Origin of the sequence: Streptomyces sp. NBC_01689, assembly GCF_036250675.1 — a bacterium.
In the GTDB taxonomy this organism is placed as follows: Bacteria; Actinomycetota; Actinomycetes; order Streptomycetales; family Streptomycetaceae; genus Streptomyces.
Window position 1 is genome coordinate 6,483,927 of sequence record NZ_CP109592.1, and the last position, 15,639, is coordinate 6,499,565.

Annotated in this window: 12 protein-coding genes; 9 read left to right on the forward strand and 3 right to left on the reverse strand. The window is 72.6% G+C overall.

Annotated elements, in window-relative coordinates:
• The first annotated feature begins 139 nt into the window (after positions 1–139).
• Positions 140–2,008 carry a translation elongation factor 4 gene (lepA, locus tag OG776_RS27615; RefSeq protein ID WP_148013913.1) on the forward strand — a complete coding sequence of 623 codons (1,869 nt, stop codon included), beginning with the start codon at positions 140–142 and terminating at the stop codon, positions 2,006–2,008.
• Between the two features lie 226 nt (positions 2,009–2,234).
• A complete protein-coding gene (locus OG776_RS27620) occupies positions 2,235–4,148 on the forward strand; it encodes an AMP-dependent synthetase/ligase (protein ID WP_329322702.1) in 1,914 nt (637 codons plus the stop codon).
• Positions 4,149–4,294: 146 nt separating this feature from the next.
• Here OG776_RS27620 and OG776_RS27625 read toward each other — a convergent pair whose 3' ends face one another.
• Positions 4,295–4,882 (reverse strand): response regulator, encoded by a 588-nt coding sequence (locus OG776_RS27625; RefSeq protein ID WP_148013911.1) that lies wholly within the window; start codon positions 4,880–4,882, stop codon positions 4,295–4,297.
• Positions 4,883–5,322: 440 nt separating this feature from the next.
• On the opposite strand from OG776_RS27625, the gene OG776_RS27630 reads away from it, so the two are divergent.
• Positions 5,323–7,704, forward strand: coding sequence for an ATP-binding SpoIIE family protein phosphatase (locus OG776_RS27630; protein WP_329322703.1), 2,382 nt, complete (start codon positions 5,323–5,325; stop codon positions 7,702–7,704).
• Between the two features lie 121 nt (positions 7,705–7,825).
• Positions 7,826–9,058, forward strand: a complete 1,233-nt coding sequence (gene hemW, locus OG776_RS27635) for a radical SAM family heme chaperone HemW (RefSeq protein ID WP_187286010.1) — start codon at positions 7,826–7,828, stop codon at positions 9,056–9,058.
• A 39-nt stretch (positions 9,059–9,097) separates the two neighbouring features.
• Here hemW and OG776_RS27640 read toward each other — a convergent pair whose 3' ends face one another.
• Complete coding sequence (locus OG776_RS27640; RefSeq protein ID WP_148013908.1) at positions 9,098–9,904, reverse strand: DUF3097 domain-containing protein; 807 nt, start codon at positions 9,902–9,904, stop codon at positions 9,098–9,100.
• 45 nt (positions 9,905–9,949) lie between these two features.
• Entirely contained in the window at positions 9,950–10,687 is a 738-nt protein-coding gene (locus OG776_RS27645; protein WP_148013907.1) for an MBL fold metallo-hydrolase, read from the reverse strand.
• A gap of 192 nt (positions 10,688–10,879) precedes the next feature.
• On the opposite strand from OG776_RS27645, the gene hrcA reads away from it, so the two are divergent.
• The 5 genes from hrcA to OG776_RS27670 all read left to right on the forward strand — a co-directional run bounded on the left by hrcA (position 10,880) and on the right by OG776_RS27670 (position 15,580).
• Entirely contained in the window at positions 10,880–11,896 is a 1,017-nt protein-coding gene (gene hrcA, locus OG776_RS27650; RefSeq protein WP_148013906.1) for a heat-inducible transcriptional repressor HrcA, read from the forward strand.
• Complete coding sequence (dnaJ, locus tag OG776_RS27655; protein WP_148013905.1) at positions 11,897–13,033, forward strand: molecular chaperone DnaJ; 1,137 nt, start codon at positions 11,897–11,899, stop codon at positions 13,031–13,033. It begins immediately after the preceding gene.
• Positions 13,034–13,330: 297 nt separating this feature from the next.
• Positions 13,331–14,419, forward strand: a complete 1,089-nt coding sequence (locus OG776_RS27660; protein ID WP_148013904.1) for a nitronate monooxygenase — start codon at positions 13,331–13,333, stop codon at positions 14,417–14,419.
• Positions 14,416–15,165 carry a 16S rRNA (uracil(1498)-N(3))-methyltransferase gene (locus OG776_RS27665; RefSeq protein ID WP_148013903.1) on the forward strand — a complete coding sequence of 250 codons (750 nt, stop codon included), beginning with the start codon at positions 14,416–14,418 and terminating at the stop codon, positions 15,163–15,165. Before OG776_RS27660 ends, OG776_RS27665 begins: the two co-directional genes overlap by 4 nt.
• Positions 15,166–15,187: 22 nt before the next feature.
• Positions 15,188–15,580: a VOC family protein gene (locus OG776_RS27670; protein ID WP_148013902.1), complete on the forward strand. Its 393-nt coding sequence runs from the start codon at positions 15,188–15,190 to the stop codon at positions 15,578–15,580.
• The last annotated feature ends 59 nt before the right edge of the window (positions 15,581–15,639 follow it).

Below are 15,639 nucleotides of genomic sequence, written 5' to 3' on the forward strand. Positions count from 1 at the left end.
GGCATGAGACACAGCCACCCAGGCTACCAGCCGCCGCCCGACCGGCCCAAACCGGTCGCAGCTCCCCACCCGTGGGACCATGGAGCCTACGTATCGATCCGACCCGAGGCGACAGGCGCCTCAAGAGACAGGACCCTGCGTGCCCGCGACCCCTAACAATGTGCCCGAGCCGAGCCGTACCGACCCGGCTCTGATCCGCAATTTCTGCATCATCGCGCACATCGACCACGGCAAGTCCACGCTCGCCGACCGCATGCTCCAGCTGACCGGGGTGGTCGAGCAGCGGCAGATGCGCGCTCAGTACCTCGACCGGATGGACATCGAGCGCGAGCGCGGCATCACGATCAAGTCCCAGGCGGTCCGGCTGCCCTGGGCACCGTCCGAGAACCCGGGCAAGACCCACATCCTCAACATGATCGACACGCCGGGGCACGTCGACTTCACGTACGAGGTGTCACGGTCGCTCGCGGCCTGCGAGGGCACGGTCCTGCTGGTCGACGCGGCTCAGGGCATCGAGGCGCAGACTCTCGCCAACCTCTACCTGGCGATGGAGAACGACCTCAAGATCATCCCCGTACTGAACAAGATCGACCTGCCGGCCGCGCAGCCGGAGAAGTTCTCCGAGGAGCTCGCGAACCTCATCGGGTGCGACCCCGGGGACGTGCTGAAGGTCTCCGCCAAGACCGGCCTGGGCGTCGAGGCGCTGCTCGACAAGGTCGTCGCGGAGATCCCCGCCCCGGTCGGCGTCCAGGACGCGCCCGCCCGCGCGATGATCTTCGACTCCGTGTACGACTCCTACCGCGGTGTCGTGACGTACGTCCGTGTCATCGACGGCCAGCTCAACAAGCGTGAGCGCATCCGGATGATGTCCACCGGCGCCACCCACGAGCTGCTGGAGATCGGCGTCTCGGCCCCCGAGATGAAGGCGGCCGACGGCCTCGGCGTCGGTGAGGTGGGCTACCTCATCACCGGCGTGAAGGACGTCCGCCAGTCCAAGGTCGGTGACACGATCACCACCCTGCACAAGGGCGCCACCGAGGCGCTCGGCGGGTACAAGGACCCCCGGCCCATGGTCTTCTCGGGCCTGTATCCGCTGGACGGCTCCGACTACCCCGAGCTGCGCGACGCCCTGGACAAGCTCCAGCTCAACGACGCGGCGCTGGTGTACGAGCCGGAGACCTCCGCGGCGCTGGGCTTCGGCTTCCGTGTCGGCTTCCTCGGACTGCTGCACCTCGACGTGATCCGCGAGCGGCTGGAGCGCGAGTTCGGGCTCGACCTGATCGCGACCGCCCCGAACGTGGTCTACCGCGTCGAGATGGAGGACCGCAGCGAGCACACGGTCACCAACCCGAGCGAGTTCCCCGAGGGCAAGATCGACAAGGTGTACGAGCCGGTCGTCCGGGCGACCATCCTCGCCCCCTCGGAGTTCATCGGCGCGATCATGGAGCTGTGCCAGACCCGGCGCGGCACCCTGCTCGGCATGGACTACCTCTCCGAGGACCGGGTCGAGATCCGCTACACCCTGCCGCTCGCGGAGATCGTCTTCGACTTCTTCGACCAGCTGAAGTCCAAGACCCGCGGCTACGCCTCGCTGGACTACGAGCCCACCGGCGAGCAGGCCTCCAGCCTGGTGAAGGTCGACATCCTCCTGCACGGCGACAAGGTCGACGCCTTCTCCGCGGTCACGCACAAGGACGCGGCGTACGCGTACGGCGTCCGGCTGGTCGCCAAGCTGCGCGAGCTGATCCCGCGGCAGGCCTTCGAGGTGCCGATCCAGGCGGCCATCGGCTCCCGGGTCATCGCCCGCGAGACCATCCGCGCCATCCGCAAGGACGTCCTCGCCAAGTGCTACGGCGGTGACATCTCCCGTAAGCGGAAGCTGCTGGAGAAGCAGAAGGAGGGCAAGAAGCGGATGAAGATGGTGGGCTCTGTGGAAGTTCCGCAAGAGGCCTTCATCGCCGTGCTCTCCAGTGACGACAGCGCCGGCGGCGGCAAGGGCAAGAAGTAGCCGTCCCGGGTAGGCCGATTCGCCGATTTCAAGGGCCCGTCGCGCATTCGCGTGGCGGGCCCTCGCGCATGCGGACCGTCGCTCTCTGTAGGAAGTGACAGGACGCCGCCCCTTACGCACCGGCCGGACGCGCTCTACTCTGATCACTGCTCGATAGTTACTCGCGAGTTAAACAACAGCCGCAATGAGCCAGCCAGCCGCACTGTCGCGGGCCCCGGAGGATGTCGTGAGCGACACACAGACCCTGATCGAGAACCGTCCGCCGTCCGTTGCGGCCCTCTTCCTGGAGCGCGTGGCGGCCACACCGGACGCCGAGGCCTACCGCTACCCCGTGCCGGCCGCCCCCGGAGCCCCGGCTTCGCCCGAGCGGGCGGCCACGCCCGCGGGCCGTGCCGCTGACGACTGGAAGTCGCTGAGCTGGACACAGGCCGCCGAGCGGGTCTTCGCCATCTCGGCCGGACTGATCGAGCTGGGTGTGCGGCCGGAGCAGCGCGTCGCGCTCGCCTCCTCCACGCGGGTCGAGTGGATCCTCGCCGATCTCGGCATCATGTGCGCGGGCGCGGCCACCACGACGATCTACCCGCAGACGAACGCCGAGGAGTCGGCGTTCATCCTCTCCGACTCGGACAGCCGGGTCCTGATCGTCGAGGACGCGGCCCAGCTCGCCAAGGTGGCGCAGAAGCGCGCCGAACTGCCCGAGCTGAGCCATGTGGTCGTCATCGACCCGGCCGGTGTCGAGACCGGCGACGCGGTCCTGAGCCTGGCCGAGCTGGAGGCGCGCGGCGCCGCCCACCTGGAGAAGAACCCCGAGCTGATCAAGGACCGGGTCGGCGCGATCACCGCCGACCAGCTCGCCACCCTCATCTACACCTCCGGCACCACGGGCCGTCCCAAGGGTGTCCGTCTCCCGCACGACAACTGGTCGTACATGGCGAAGGCCATCGCCTCGACCGGACTGCTCGGTCCCGACGACGTGCAGTACCTCTGGCTGCCGCTCGCCCATGTCTTCGGCAAGGTGCTCACCTCCGGCCAGATCGAGGTCGGTCACGTCACCGCCGTCGACGGCCGGGTGGACAAGATCATCGAGAATCTGCCGGTGGTGCAGCCGACGTACATGGCGGCCGTCCCGCGCATCTTCGAGAAGGTCTACAACGGGGTCGCGGCCAAGGCGCGGGCCGGCGGCGGCGCCAAGTACAAGATCTTCCAGTGGGCCGCCGAGGTCTCCCGCGCGTACGCGAAGGCCGGCCAGGACAACTTCCGCCGCACCGGCACCGCCTCGGTCCCCTTCGCGCTCGCGGCCAAGCACAAGGTCGCGGACGCGCTCGTGTTCGCCAAGATCCGCGAGGCCTTCGGCGGCAGACTGCGCGCGTGCGTCTCCGGCAGCGCCGCCCTCGCTCCCGAGATCGGCTACTTCTTCGCGGGCGCCGGCATCCACATCCTGGAGGGGTACGGCCTCACGGAGTCCTCCGCGGCCTCCTTCGTGAACCCCGGCGAGGCCTACCGCACCGGTACCGTCGGCAAGCCGCTGCCCGGCACCGAGGTGCGCATCGCGGACGACGGCGAGATCCTGCTGCGCGGTCCCGGCATCATGGAGGGCTACCACGGGCTGCCGGAGAAGACCGCCGAGGTCCTGGAGGCCGACGGCTGGTTCCACACCGGCGACATCGGCGAGCTGTCCCCGGACGGATACCTGCGGATCACCGACCGCAAGAAGGACCTCATCAAGACCTCCGGCGGCAAGTACATCGCGCCCGCCGAGGTGGAGGGCCAGTTCAAGGCGGTCTGCCCGTACGTCTCCAACATCCTCGTGCACGGCGCCGACCGGAACTTCTGCACCGCCCTCATCGCCCTCGACGAGCCGTCGATCCTGGAGTGGGCGAAGGAGAACGGGCTGGAGGGCCGCCCGTACGCCGAGGTCGTGGCCGCCCCCGTCACCGTGGAGCTGATCGAGGGCTATGTGAAGGAGCTCAACAGCGGGCTCCAGCGCTGGCAGACGATCAAGAAGTTCCGGCTGCTGCCGCGTGACCTCGACGTCGAGCACGGCGAGATCACACCGAGCCTGAAGCTGAAGCGGCCGGTCGTGGAGCGGGAGTACAAGGGACTGATCGAGGAGATGTACGCCGGTACGCGCGAGGCGTGAGCCCGCGGCGGCCGGACCGCCCGCCCGGCATCGGGCCCTCCGGGGCCGGGGCGAGCGGTCCGCCGTGTCCGCACCGGCGAGTGACCCTCCGTGCCGCTCACGGAGAGGGACCCTGCATCCGTCGCGGCGGCCGCCGCTCACGTCCCTCACGGGGCGCGGGTGCCGGCCGCCGCCCTCGTCACCAGGTGCCGCAGTTCTCTCACCTGCCTGCGCAGGTCCGGCACGTTCGGGGGGTCCTCGGTGGCCAACTGCGCCTCCAGGGCTGCCAGTCGCGCGCTGATCCGGGCGGCGTGGGCCTGTTCCCGTGCCAGCAGCCGTTCCAGCTGCATGTTCTTGCGGTGCAGTTCGAGGAAGACGGTGACCTTGGCGCGCAGCACCCAGGGGTCGAACGGCTTCGTCAGATAGTCCGCGGCACCGGTGGCGTAACCGCGGAAGGCGTAGCCCGCGCCGGCGTCGGTACCGGTCAGGAAGATGATCGGGACGTCCTTGGTCTGGTCGAGCCGCTTGATGTTCGTGGCGGTCTCGAAACCGTCCATGCCGGGCATGCGGATGTCCAGGAGGACGACGGCGAAGCGCTGCCGCAGCAGCGCCTTCATCGCCTCCTCGCCCGAACGCGCGCGCACCATCGGCTCGTTGAGGGACCCCAGGACGGCCTCCAGTGCGATCAGGTTGTCCTCCATGTCGTCGACCAGGAGGATGCCGGCGCGCTCGTCGGTCGTTTCCTCAGCGCTCATGGTGACGGTGCCTCACTCGGTCGTCGGCGGGACCGCGGCCTCCCCGGTCGTGCTCGGTCCCGGGGTGACGGCTGCGGGACCGCTGTCACCCCGGGTGACGAGGTCCGCCCGCCGGGCCGTACCCCGCCTCCGGCACCTCGGTGAAGTCGCCGTCGCTGTTGCCGTCGCTGTCGTCGTCGCCTGCGGCGGTCGGCGTGGCGAGCGGCTGTCGTGGATCGGACGCCCGGATCCGGCCGTCTTCGGATGCCCGATTCTGTCCTTCTTCGAGCACGCGCGTAGCACGGTTCGCACTCATGGCAGCCCACTTCGGTAACTCGGCGCTTATGGGCGGGTTCAGTCTGTCACTCTGTCCGTGTCGCCTGAGGCGTATTCGTCCGAACTGCTCAGGGAGCTGCACAGTGGGGGCCATTCCGACGCAACGGGAGTCCCGGCGGGACTCCATGGCGCTTGCCCCGGACGCGCCCGCGCACCACCGTGCCGACCTGGAGACGGTCGTGCGCGTGGCGCTGCCGGGCACCCCGCTCGCGCCGGGCGCCGCCAGAGGGCTGGTGAGTGAGGCGCTCGCCGACTGGGCGGCGCTCGCGCTTCCCGGCGCGGTGACGGTCGATGAGCGCCTCCGCGACGACGCGGTCGTGATCGTCAGCGAGCTCGTCACCAACGCGGTCGTGCACGCGGGCACGGACGTGGAACTGCAGTGCAGGCTGGAGACCGGCGACGACGGCGGGGCGGCCACGCTGCGGGCGGTGATCATCGAGGTCTCCGACCACCACCCCTCACGCGCGGTGCGCGAGGACGCGGCCGAACGCCCTTACGGCACGCCCGAGTACGGGCGGGGCCTGCGGCTCGTCGCCGCGCTCTCCGAGGCCTGGGGCATCACCTACCGGACCGGCGTCAAGACCGTGTGGGCGCGGCTGCCCGTGGACGGCGCGGCGGAGTTCGGCGCCGGACTCGGGCTGACAGGGGAGGCGGGAGGCGCCACCGGCACCGGGCCGCTCGCGGCGGGGGAGGTGCGCGTCGGCCGCGGTCCGGGCGACCGGGCATCCGGCGCGGACCGGGACCGGCGCGACGCGGGGACCCCGGACACGACGGAGGGTCCCGACCGCCATGGGGGGAACGATTCCGCCGCGGTGCGGGAACGCGGCGCGGGAACGGCGGACGGTACGAGGACGGAACGCGGCGCGGGAACGGCGGACGGTGCGGGGGCGGCAGGCAGTACGGGAACGGCAGGCGGTGCCTGGTGGGACGGTGCGCCCCCGGGCGGCGGCGCGTGGACGGGGACGTACACCGCAGGAGACCCCGCCGCGCAGGCCGGGGAACTCGCCGGGGGGCGCGAAGGCGCGCTCTTCGGCTCCGGGACCCCCGGAGCGGGGACACCCGGGACGGAGCCCGGGCGTGATCCGTCCCGCGGCCACGACTGGCTCAACCGCGGCGCGCTCTCCTTCCTCGCCGAGGCCTCCGACCTGCTCGCCGGCCAGCTCGACGAGGACCTGGTCGCCGCGCTCGCCGGGCAGCTGCTGGTGCCCCGCCTCGCCGACTGGTGCGCGGTCTGGCTGGAGGACGAGGCCACCGACCGGGCGGGCGGCCTCGGGCTGGCGCTCGGGCCGCGGCTCGCCCGGGTCTGGCACGGCAGCGAGAACCGCATCGAGGAACTGCGCCGGGCACTGGAGAAGGACCCGCCCCGACTCCCCGACTCGGTCCGTTCCCGCGCCGTGCCCGTGCCCTGGCCGGGGGAGACCCTGGACGCGGACGACCTGCCGGGCCGGGACACGGACCAGGAGGGCGGCGCGAGCGGTACGGGCGGGCGGGGCGAGCCCGACGGAGCGGCCGAGGCGGGCCGGACGGGCGGGGACGGCCGGGTGGGCGGGGCGGCGCTGGCCTACCGGCTGATCGCCGGCGGCCGGCCGCTCGGGACGCTCGTCATCGGGCGGGCCGGCCTGACCTGCTTCCCCGACGAGATCACCGGGCTGGTCGAGGACCTTAGCCGGCGGATCGCCCTCGCCATCGGAGCGGCCCGCCAGTACGCGCGGCAGGCCACCATCAGCCGGGTCCTCCAGCGGGGCCTGCTGCCCGGCGCGGTCGCCGAGATCCCCGGGGTGGTCAGCGCCCTCGTGTACGAACCGCTGGACAAGGGCGGGCCCAGCGGGGACTTCTACGACGTGTTCCCGGCCGGTGACGGGCGCTGGTGCTTCGTCCTCGGCGACGTACAGGGCAAGGGACCCGAGGCCGCCGTCGTGATCGGGCTCGCCCGGCCGTGGGTACGACTGCTGGCCCGGGAGGGGTACCAGGTCGCGGATGTCCTGGACCGCCTCAACCAGCTCCTGCTCGACGACGCGACGGAGGCGGCCGACGCGGCGGCCCGCGCGCTGGTGGCCGCGGGCGGCCCCGGCCTCGGCCCCGACGAGGGCCCCCAGACCCGCTTCCTCTCCATGCTCTACGGCGAACTGGTCCCCTTCGACGGGGGCGTGCGCTGCACCCTCGCCTCGGCCGGCCACCCCCTGCCGCTGATCCTGGGCCCCGGCGGCGACGTACGGGAGGTCGCCGAGCCGCAGACGCTGCTCGGCGTCTTCGAGGACGCGACCTACGTCTCCGAGACCCTGGACCTGTATCCCGGCGACACCGTGCTGTGCGTGACCGACGGGGTGACGGAGCGGCGCAGCGGGCCGCGCCAGTTCGACGACGACGAGGGGCTCGCGCGGGCCCTCGCGGGGTGCGCGGGACTCGGCGCCGAGCCGGTCGCGGAGCGGATCCGGCGACTGGTGCACGAGTTCGGCAACGGACCGCCGGAGGACGACCTGGCCCTGCTGGTGCTGCAGGCGGAGTAGCCCGGAGCCGCACCAGGCGCCCGGACGCCGCTGCCCCCGCCCGGCCGGACGACGGGCGGTGGAGAGGCGGGCGGACGGGCGCGGAAAGGGGCATGCGGCCGCGTACGGGACAATGGAAGACATGCCTTCCGCACTTCCCCACGGCGAGCCCGTCCCCGACGACGGGGCGCTGCCCGCGCACGCCCTGGCCGGGGCCGCCGACCGCCCCCTCGGGTTCTACCTCCACGTGCCGTACTGCGCGACCCGCTGCGGGTACTGCGACTTCAACACCTACACGGCCACCGAGCTGCGGGGCACCGGAGGCGTGCTCGCCTCCCGCGACAACTACGCGTCCACCCTGATCGACGAGGTCCGGCTCGCCCGCAAGGTGCTCGGCGACGACCCGCGCCCGGTCCGCACGGTCTTCGTCGGGGGCGGTACCCCGACCCTCCTGGCCGCCGACGACCTGGTGCGGATGCTGGACGCGGTCCGCGAGGAGTTCGGGCTCGCGGACGACGCCGAGGTCACCACCGAGGCGAACCCGGAGTCGGTGGACCCGGCGTACCTCGCGACGCTGCGGGCCGGGGGCTTCAACCGGATCTCCTTCGGCATGCAGAGCGCCCGGCAGCACGTACTGAAGGTGCTCGACCGCACCCACACCCCCGGACGCCCCGAGGCCTGTGTCGCCGAGGCGCGCGCGGCGGGCTTCGACCATGTGAACCTCGACCTGATCTACGGCACGCCCGGCGAGTCCGACGACGACTGGCGGGCCTCGCTGGACGCCGCCCTCGGCGCCGGTCCCGACCACGTCTCCGCGTACGCCCTGATCGTCGAGGAGGGCACCCAGCTGGCCCGGCGCATCCGCCGGGGCGAGGTCCCGATGACGGACGACGACGTGCACGCGGACCGCTACCTCATCGCGGACGAGGTGATGGCCGCGGCGGGCTTCGACTGGTACGAGGTGTCCAACTGGGCCGCCTCCGAGGCCGGCCGATGCCTGCACAACGAGCTGTACTGGCGCGGCGCGGACTGGTGGGGGGCCGGGCCCGGAGCCCACAGCCACGTCGGCGGCGTGCGCTGGTGGAACGTGAAGCACCCCGGGGCGTACGCGGCGGCGCTGGCGTCCGGGAAGTCCCCCGGGGCCGGACGCGAGCTGCTCTCCGGCGAGGACCGCCGCGTCGAGCGGATCCTCCTCGAACTGCGGCTGCGCGACGGCTGCCCGCTCTCCCTGCTCCGCCCGGAGGGCCTCTCCGCCTCCCGCCGCGCGCTCTCCGACGGCCTCCTGGAGAACGGCCCCTACGACGAGGGCCGTGCCGTCCTCACCCTGCGCGGACGCCTGCTGGCGGACGCGGTGGTCCGGGATCTGGTCGACTGAGCACCCGTTCGTCCGTGGTCCGCGCCCGGCGCCCCGGTGTCACTCCGGCGGCGCCGTGACGAAGTCGATCAACTCCTCCACCCGGCCCAGGAGTTCCGGCTCCAGGTCCTTGTAGGAACGCACCCGGGACAGGATGTGCTGCCAGGCCGCACCGGTGTTCTCCGGCCAGCCCAGCGCCCGGCACACGCCGGTCTTCCAGTCCTGCCCGCGCGGGACCCGGGGCCAGGCGGCGATGCCCACGGAGGACGGCTTCACGGCCTCCCAGACGTCGATGTACGGGTGGCCGAGGACGAGCGCGTGGTCGCTGGTGACGGCCTCCGCGATCCGCCACTCCTTCGTACCGGGCACCAGATGGTCGACCAGCACGCCCAGCCGCGCGTCCGGTCCCGGGGCGAACTCGTCGACCACCGCCGGGAGATCGTCGACGCCCTCCAGGTACTCGACCACGACCCCCTCGATGCGGAGGTCGTCGCCCCAGACCCGTTCGACCAGTTCGGCGTCGTGGCGGCCCTCCACGTAGATGCGGCCGGCCCGGGCCACGCGCGCCCGGGCGCCCGGCACGGCGACCGAACCGGATGCCGTGCGGCCGGGCCGGACCGGTCCCGCGGCCGGACGGACCAGCGTGACCACCCTGCCCTCCAGCAGGAAGCCGCGCGGTTCCAGCGGGAACACCCGGTGCTTGCCGAAGCGGTCCTCCAGGGTCACGGTGCCCGCCTCGCAGCCGATCACCGCCCCGCAGAACCCCGTACCGGGCTCCTCGACCACCAGGCCCGGGTCCGCGGGGACCTCGGGCACCGGCTTGGGCTTCTTCCACGGCGGGGTGAGATCCGGAGAGTACTGGCGCATTCGGATGACGATAGGAGAACCGGGGGCGAGGCGTCGCGGAGATCCCTACGACACGCCGAAACGTGTCGCCAGCGCGTCCCGCTGGGCCCGGACGAACGCCGCGTCCACCGCGGCGCCGTGACCCGGCACGTACACCGCCTGCTCGCCGCCCAGGGCGAGCAGCCGGTCCAGCGCGGCCGGCCAGCGGGAGGGGACGGCGTCGGGACCCGCCTGGGGTTCGCCGGACTCCTCCACCAGGTCCCCGCAGAAGACGACCTTCCGGGCACCGGCCGCCCCGGTCACCAGGACCACCAGGTCGTGCGCCGTGTGACCGGGACCCACGTCCGCCAGCAGGGCCCGCACCCCGCCGCCCAGGTCGAGCGTCCGCTCGCCGGCCACGGGGTGCGAAGGGGGGACCAGGGCGGCCGCGGCCTCGGCGGCCTCCCGCGGGCCGAGACCGTGGCGTACGGCGTCCAGGCGCAGTTCCTCGCCCCCGTACGGGCTCGCCCCGCCGGGACCGGCCGCGCCGAACACCGGCGTGCCCGTGAACGCCGCCGCGCCGAGGACGTGGTCGAAGTGCGGATGGGTGAGTGCGAGGTGTGTCACGTCCCGGTCCGGGCCGAGGAGCCGGCGCGCCTCGGCACGCAACCGTGCGCCCTCCCCGAGGCTCGCCCCCGCGTCGACCATGAGCGCCGCGTCCCCGCCCGCCACCAGCCCGGCCGTGCAGTCCCAGCCCGGGAGCCGCCGCCGCCCCACGTGCGGGGCCAGTTCCTCCCACCCCGGCCCTTCCCAAGTCACCTTCATACGGTGACGCTAGCGGGAGGGCGGACGCCGGTGAGACATCACGGGACACGTCGGCATACGTGCGCAAGATCGCGGGCCCGCCCTTGCCGGGGGCGTACCCACCGGCCGTACACTGGGCCGGGGAATGCTGGCACTCGCACGCGCTGAGTGCCAGGCGAGGCCACGCGGGACGGACGACTGGAGGTGTGCGCGATGCTGAGTGAACGCAGGCTCGAGGTGCTGCGCGCCATCGTCCAGGACTACGTCGGCACCGAGGAGCCGGTCGGTTCCAAGGCGCTGACGGAGCGGCATCAGCTCGGGGTCTCCCCGGCCACGGTCCGCAACGACATGGCGGTCCTGGAGGACGAGGGATACATCGCCCAGCCGCACACCAGCGCCGGGCGCATCCCCACCGACAAGGGCTACCGGCTCTTCGTCGACAAGCTCGCCGGCGTCAAGCCGATGACCGGGCCCGAGCGGCGGGCCATCCAGAACTTCCTCGGCGGCGCGGTCGACCTCGACGACGTCGTCGGGCGGACGGTGCGGCTGCTCGCGCAGCTGACGCGGCAGGTCGCCGTCGTCCAGTACCCGTCGCTGACCAGATCGACCGTGCGTCACGTGGAGCTGCTGTCGCTGGCCCCGGCCCGCCTGATGCTCGTCCTGATCACGGACACCGGACGGGTCGAGCAGCGCATGATCGACTGCCCGGCGCCGTTCGGGGAGACCTCCGTGGCGGATCTGCGGGCCCGGCTCAACAGCCGGGTCGCCGGCCGCCGCTTCGCGGATGTGCCGCCGCTCGTCCAGGACCTGCCGGACGCCTTCGAGGCGGACGACCGGGGTACGGTCGCGACGGTGCTCTCCACTCTTCTGGAGACGCTCGTCGAGGAGACCGAGGAACGTCTGATGATCGGCGGCACCGCGAACCTGACCCGCTTCGGACATGATTTTCCCCTCACGATCAGACCGGTGCTCGAAGCGCTGGAGGAACAGGTCGTGCTCCTCAAACTGCTGGGGGAGGCGGGGGATTCGGGCATGACCGTACGGATCGGTCACGAGAACGCGTACGAGGGACTCAACTCCACGTCCGTGGTCTCCGTCGGCTACGGTTCGGGCGACGAGGCAGTAGCCAAACTCGGCGTGGTCGGACCGACCCGCATGGATTACCCGGGAACGATGGGAGCGGTACGAGCGGTGGCACGGTACGTCGGACAGATCCTGGCGGAGTCTTAAGTGGCCACGGACTACTACGCCGTGCTCGGCGTGCGCCGCGACGCGTCCCAGGACGAGATCAAGAAGGCTTTCCGGCGGCTCGCACGCGAGCTGCACCCGGACGTCAATCCCGATCCGAAGACGCAGGAGCGGTTCAAGGAGATCAACGCCGCGTACGAGGTGTTGTCGGACCCGCAGAAGAAGCAGGTCTACGACCTCGGCGGCGACCCGTTGTCCCAGGCGGGCGGCGGAGGCGCGGGCGGCTTCGGCGCCGGTGGCTTCGGCAACTTCTCGGACATCATGGACGCCTTCTTCGGCACGGCGTCGCAGCGGGGCCCCCGGTCGCGCACGCGGCGCGGCCAGGACGCCATGATCCGGCTCGAGATCGAGCTGGACGAGGCCGCCTTCGGCACCACGAAGGACATCCAGGTCGACACGGCCGTCGTGTGCGCCACCTGCAACGGTGAGGGCGCCGCGCCGGGGACCTCCGCGCAGACCTGCGACATGTGCCGCGGACGCGGCGAGGTGTCCCAGGTCACCCGGTCGTTCCTGGGCCAGGTCATGACGTCCCGCCCGTGTCCGCAGTGCCAGGGCTTCGGCACCGTCGTGCCGACCCCCTGCCCGGAGTGCGCGGGCGACGGGCGCGTCCGGTCCCGGCGCACGCTCACGGTCAAGATCCCGGCGGGCGTGGACAACGGCACCCGGATCCAGCTCGCGGGCGAGGGCGAGGTCGGGCCCGGTGGCGGTCCCGCCGGTGACCTCTACGTCGAGATCCACGAACTGCCGCACTCGACCTTCCAGCGCCGCGGCGACGACCTGCACTGCACGGTCACCATCCCGATGACCGCCGCGTCGCTCGGCACCAAGGTGCCGCTCGAGACCCTCGACGGTCTGGAGGAGGTCGACATCCGGCCCGGCACGCAGTCCGGGCAGTCGATCCCGCTGCACGGGCGCGGTGTCACGCATCTGCGCGGCGGTGGCCGGGGCGACCTCATCGTGCACGTCGAGGTCACCACGCCGACCAAGCTCGACCCCGAGCAGGAACGGCTGTTGCGGGAGCTGGCGCAGCTGCGCGGCGAGGAGCGTCCGACCGGGCAGTTCCAGCCGGGCCAGCAGGGTCTGTTCTCCCGTCTCAAGGACGCGTTCAACGGCCGCTGAGCCCGGACGGCTCTCCGTGCCCGGCCCGCCCGGCCTCCGAGGGCGGCGCGGCCCGGGCGGGGCCGGTCCCCGGCGGGGCGGAAGCCGAGGCCCCAGGGGGCCGGAGCCGGGGTCCCGGCACGGCACGAGCCGGGGCGGGAAGGCACCCGCTCCGGGTCCGCGGGACGGGCCCGCGGAGCGGGGCACGGGGCGGTGCGGCGGGGGCGGAGAAGCACCGCGGACCGTCCGTCCCGACGGCCCGTGGCGGCCGGAAGTCCGGATTTCTGACTTGTTCGGAGGACGTGACAACATGCCGTCATGTCCTCCGCACTGACCGATCTCTTCCCACACCCGATCGTGCAGGCCCCCATGGCGGGCGGCGTCTCCGTCCCGCACCTCGCGGCCGCCGTGTCCGAGGCCGGCGGGCTCGGGTTCCTCGCCGCCGGGTACAAGACCGCCGACGGCATGTACCAGGAGATCAAGCAGCTGCGTGGACTGACGGGCCGGCCCTTCGGGGTCAACCTCTTCATGCCGCAGCCCGAGTACGCGGACCCGGCCACCGTCGAGGTGTACGCCCACCAGCTGGCCGGCGAGGCCTCCTGGTACGAGACGGAGCTCGGCGATCCGGACAGCGGCCGCGACGACGGCTACGACGCCAAACTCGCGGTCCTCCTCGACAACCCGGTGCCGGTGGTCTCCTTCCACTTCGGCTGCCCCACCCGCGACGTCCTGGACTCCTTCGCCCGGGTCGGCACGCTCACCATGATCACCGCGACCACGGCCGAGGAGGCCCTCGCGGTGCAACGGGCGGGTGCCGCCGCCGTCGTCGTGCAGGGCGTGGAGGCCGGCGGCCACCAGGGCACCCACCGCGACAACCCGGAGACGGACGGCACGGGGATCGGGCTCCTCTCCCTGATCGCCCAGGTGCGCGAGACCGTGCAGATCCCGGTCGTCGCCGCCGGCGGCATCATGCGCGGCAGCCAGATCGCCGCGGTGCTCGCCGCGGGCGCGGACGCCGCGCAGCTCGGCACCGCGTTCCTCGCCACCCCGGAGTCCGGTGCGCACGCCGTGCACAAGCAGTCCCTGACCAACCCCCTCTTCGTCCGCACGGAACTGACGCGCGCGTTCTCCGGCCGTCCCGCGCGCGGCCTGGTCAACCGCTTCCTGCGCGAGCACGGTCCGTACGCGCCCGCCGCGTACCCCGACGTCCACCACCTCACCTCCCCGCTGCGCAAGGCGGCGGCCAGGGCGGGCGACGCGCAGGGCATGGCGCTGTGGGCGGGGCAGGGGCACCGGATGGCCCGTGAACTTCCGGCGGCGCAGCTGGTGGAGGTGCTGTGCGCCGAGCTGGACGCGGTCAGGACAGCGTTGTCCACGGCCGGCGGCACGGGGGGTGCGGACCGATGACGGCGCCGGTGTTCGTCGTCGACCGCTTCGACACGGACGGCGCGGGACGGTACGTCCTCGACGGACCCGAGGGCCGGCACGCGGTGTCCGTGAAGCGGCTGCGGCAGGGGGAGGACGTCGTGCTCACCGACGGCGCCGGGCGCTGGGCGGAGTGCGTCGTCCTCGACACCGAGGGCAAGGACCGGCTGATCGTCCGCGTCGGCTCCCTGGCAGAGGAGCCCGCGGAGTCGCCGCGGCTGACCGTGGTGCAGGCCCTGCCCAAGGGCGACCGGGGCGAGCTGGCCGTCGAGACCATGACCGAGACCGGCGTGGACGCGATCGTCCCGTGGGCCGCCTCCCGCTGCATCACCCAGTGGCGGGGCGACCGGGGCCTGAAGGCGCTCGCCAAGTGGCGGGCCACGGCGCGCGAGGCGGGCAAGCAGTCCCGCCGGGTGCGCTTCCCCGAGGTCGCGGACGCCGCGACGACCAGGCAGGTGGCCGCCCTGCTGGCCGAGGCCGACTTCGCGGCGGTGCTGCACGAGGACCGCGACTACGGCAGCGAGCCGCTCGCCACGGCCGAACTGCCCACGGCCGGACGGATCGTGCTCGTCGTCGGACCCGAAGGGGGCGTCTCCCCCGAGGAGTTGGACCTCTTCGCGCAGGCGGGTGCGAAGGCGTACCGGCTGGGGCGTAGCGTGCTGCGTACGTCGACCGCGGGGACCGCGGCCACCGCGCTGCTGCTGGGGCGCACCGGCCGCTGGTCCTGAACGAACATGTACGGGGGATGCGTTGGAACTCGCCCAGGTACGGCTGCTCGTCGCCGACTTCCCGGCCTGCTATCGCTTCTACGCCGAGGTCCTCGGCCTCAAGCCCCAGTCCGGTGCGGCCGAGGGTCCGTACGAGAAGTTCAGCCCCGCCACCGGCTCCGCGGGCATCGCGCTTCAGGACCGCGCGATGATGGCCCGGATCCTCGGTGAGCTGGGCGACTCGGCGAGCGGCCACCGCTCCCTGGTCGTCCTGCGCGTGGACGACCTCGACGCCTACTGCGAGGGTGTCGTCTCGCGCGGCGGTGTCATCACCCACGGTCCCGCGCCGATGACCGAACGGATGCGGGTGGCCCATCTCAAGGACCCCGAGGGCAACCTCGTGGAACTCCAGGAGTGGCTGCTCCTGCGCAGCTGACCGGCGGCGGGCAAGGCCGGGCAAGTGATCCAAACCCCTTTCCGGGGGAGCTGTCGCTG

Excerpts from the sequence above, each read along its gene's own strand:
- OG776_RS27665 (WP_148013903.1), top strand. The coding sequence starts at position 14,416 with ATGACGGCGCCGGTGTTCGTCGTCGACCGCTTCGACACGGACGGCGCG.
- hemW (WP_187286010.1), top strand. The coding sequence starts at position 7,826 with ATGCCTTCCGCACTTCCCCACGGCGAGCCCGTCCCCGACGACGGGGCG.
- OG776_RS27630 (WP_329322703.1), top strand. The coding sequence starts at position 5,323 with ATGGCGCTTGCCCCGGACGCGCCCGCGCACCACCGTGCCGACCTGGAG.
- OG776_RS27645 (WP_148013907.1), bottom strand. The coding sequence starts at position 10,687 with ATGAAGGTGACTTGGGAAGGGCCGGGGTGGGAGGAACTGGCCCCGCAC.
- OG776_RS27660 (WP_148013904.1), top strand. The coding sequence starts at position 13,331 with ATGTCCTCCGCACTGACCGATCTCTTCCCACACCCGATCGTGCAGGCC.
- OG776_RS27640 (WP_148013908.1), bottom strand. The coding sequence starts at position 9,904 with ATGCGCCAGTACTCTCCGGATCTCACCCCGCCGTGGAAGAAGCCCAAG.
- OG776_RS27625 (WP_148013911.1), bottom strand. The coding sequence starts at position 4,882 with ATGAGCGCTGAGGAAACGACCGACGAGCGCGCCGGCATCCTCCTGGTC.
- hrcA (WP_148013906.1), top strand. The coding sequence starts at position 10,880 with ATGCTGAGTGAACGCAGGCTCGAGGTGCTGCGCGCCATCGTCCAGGAC.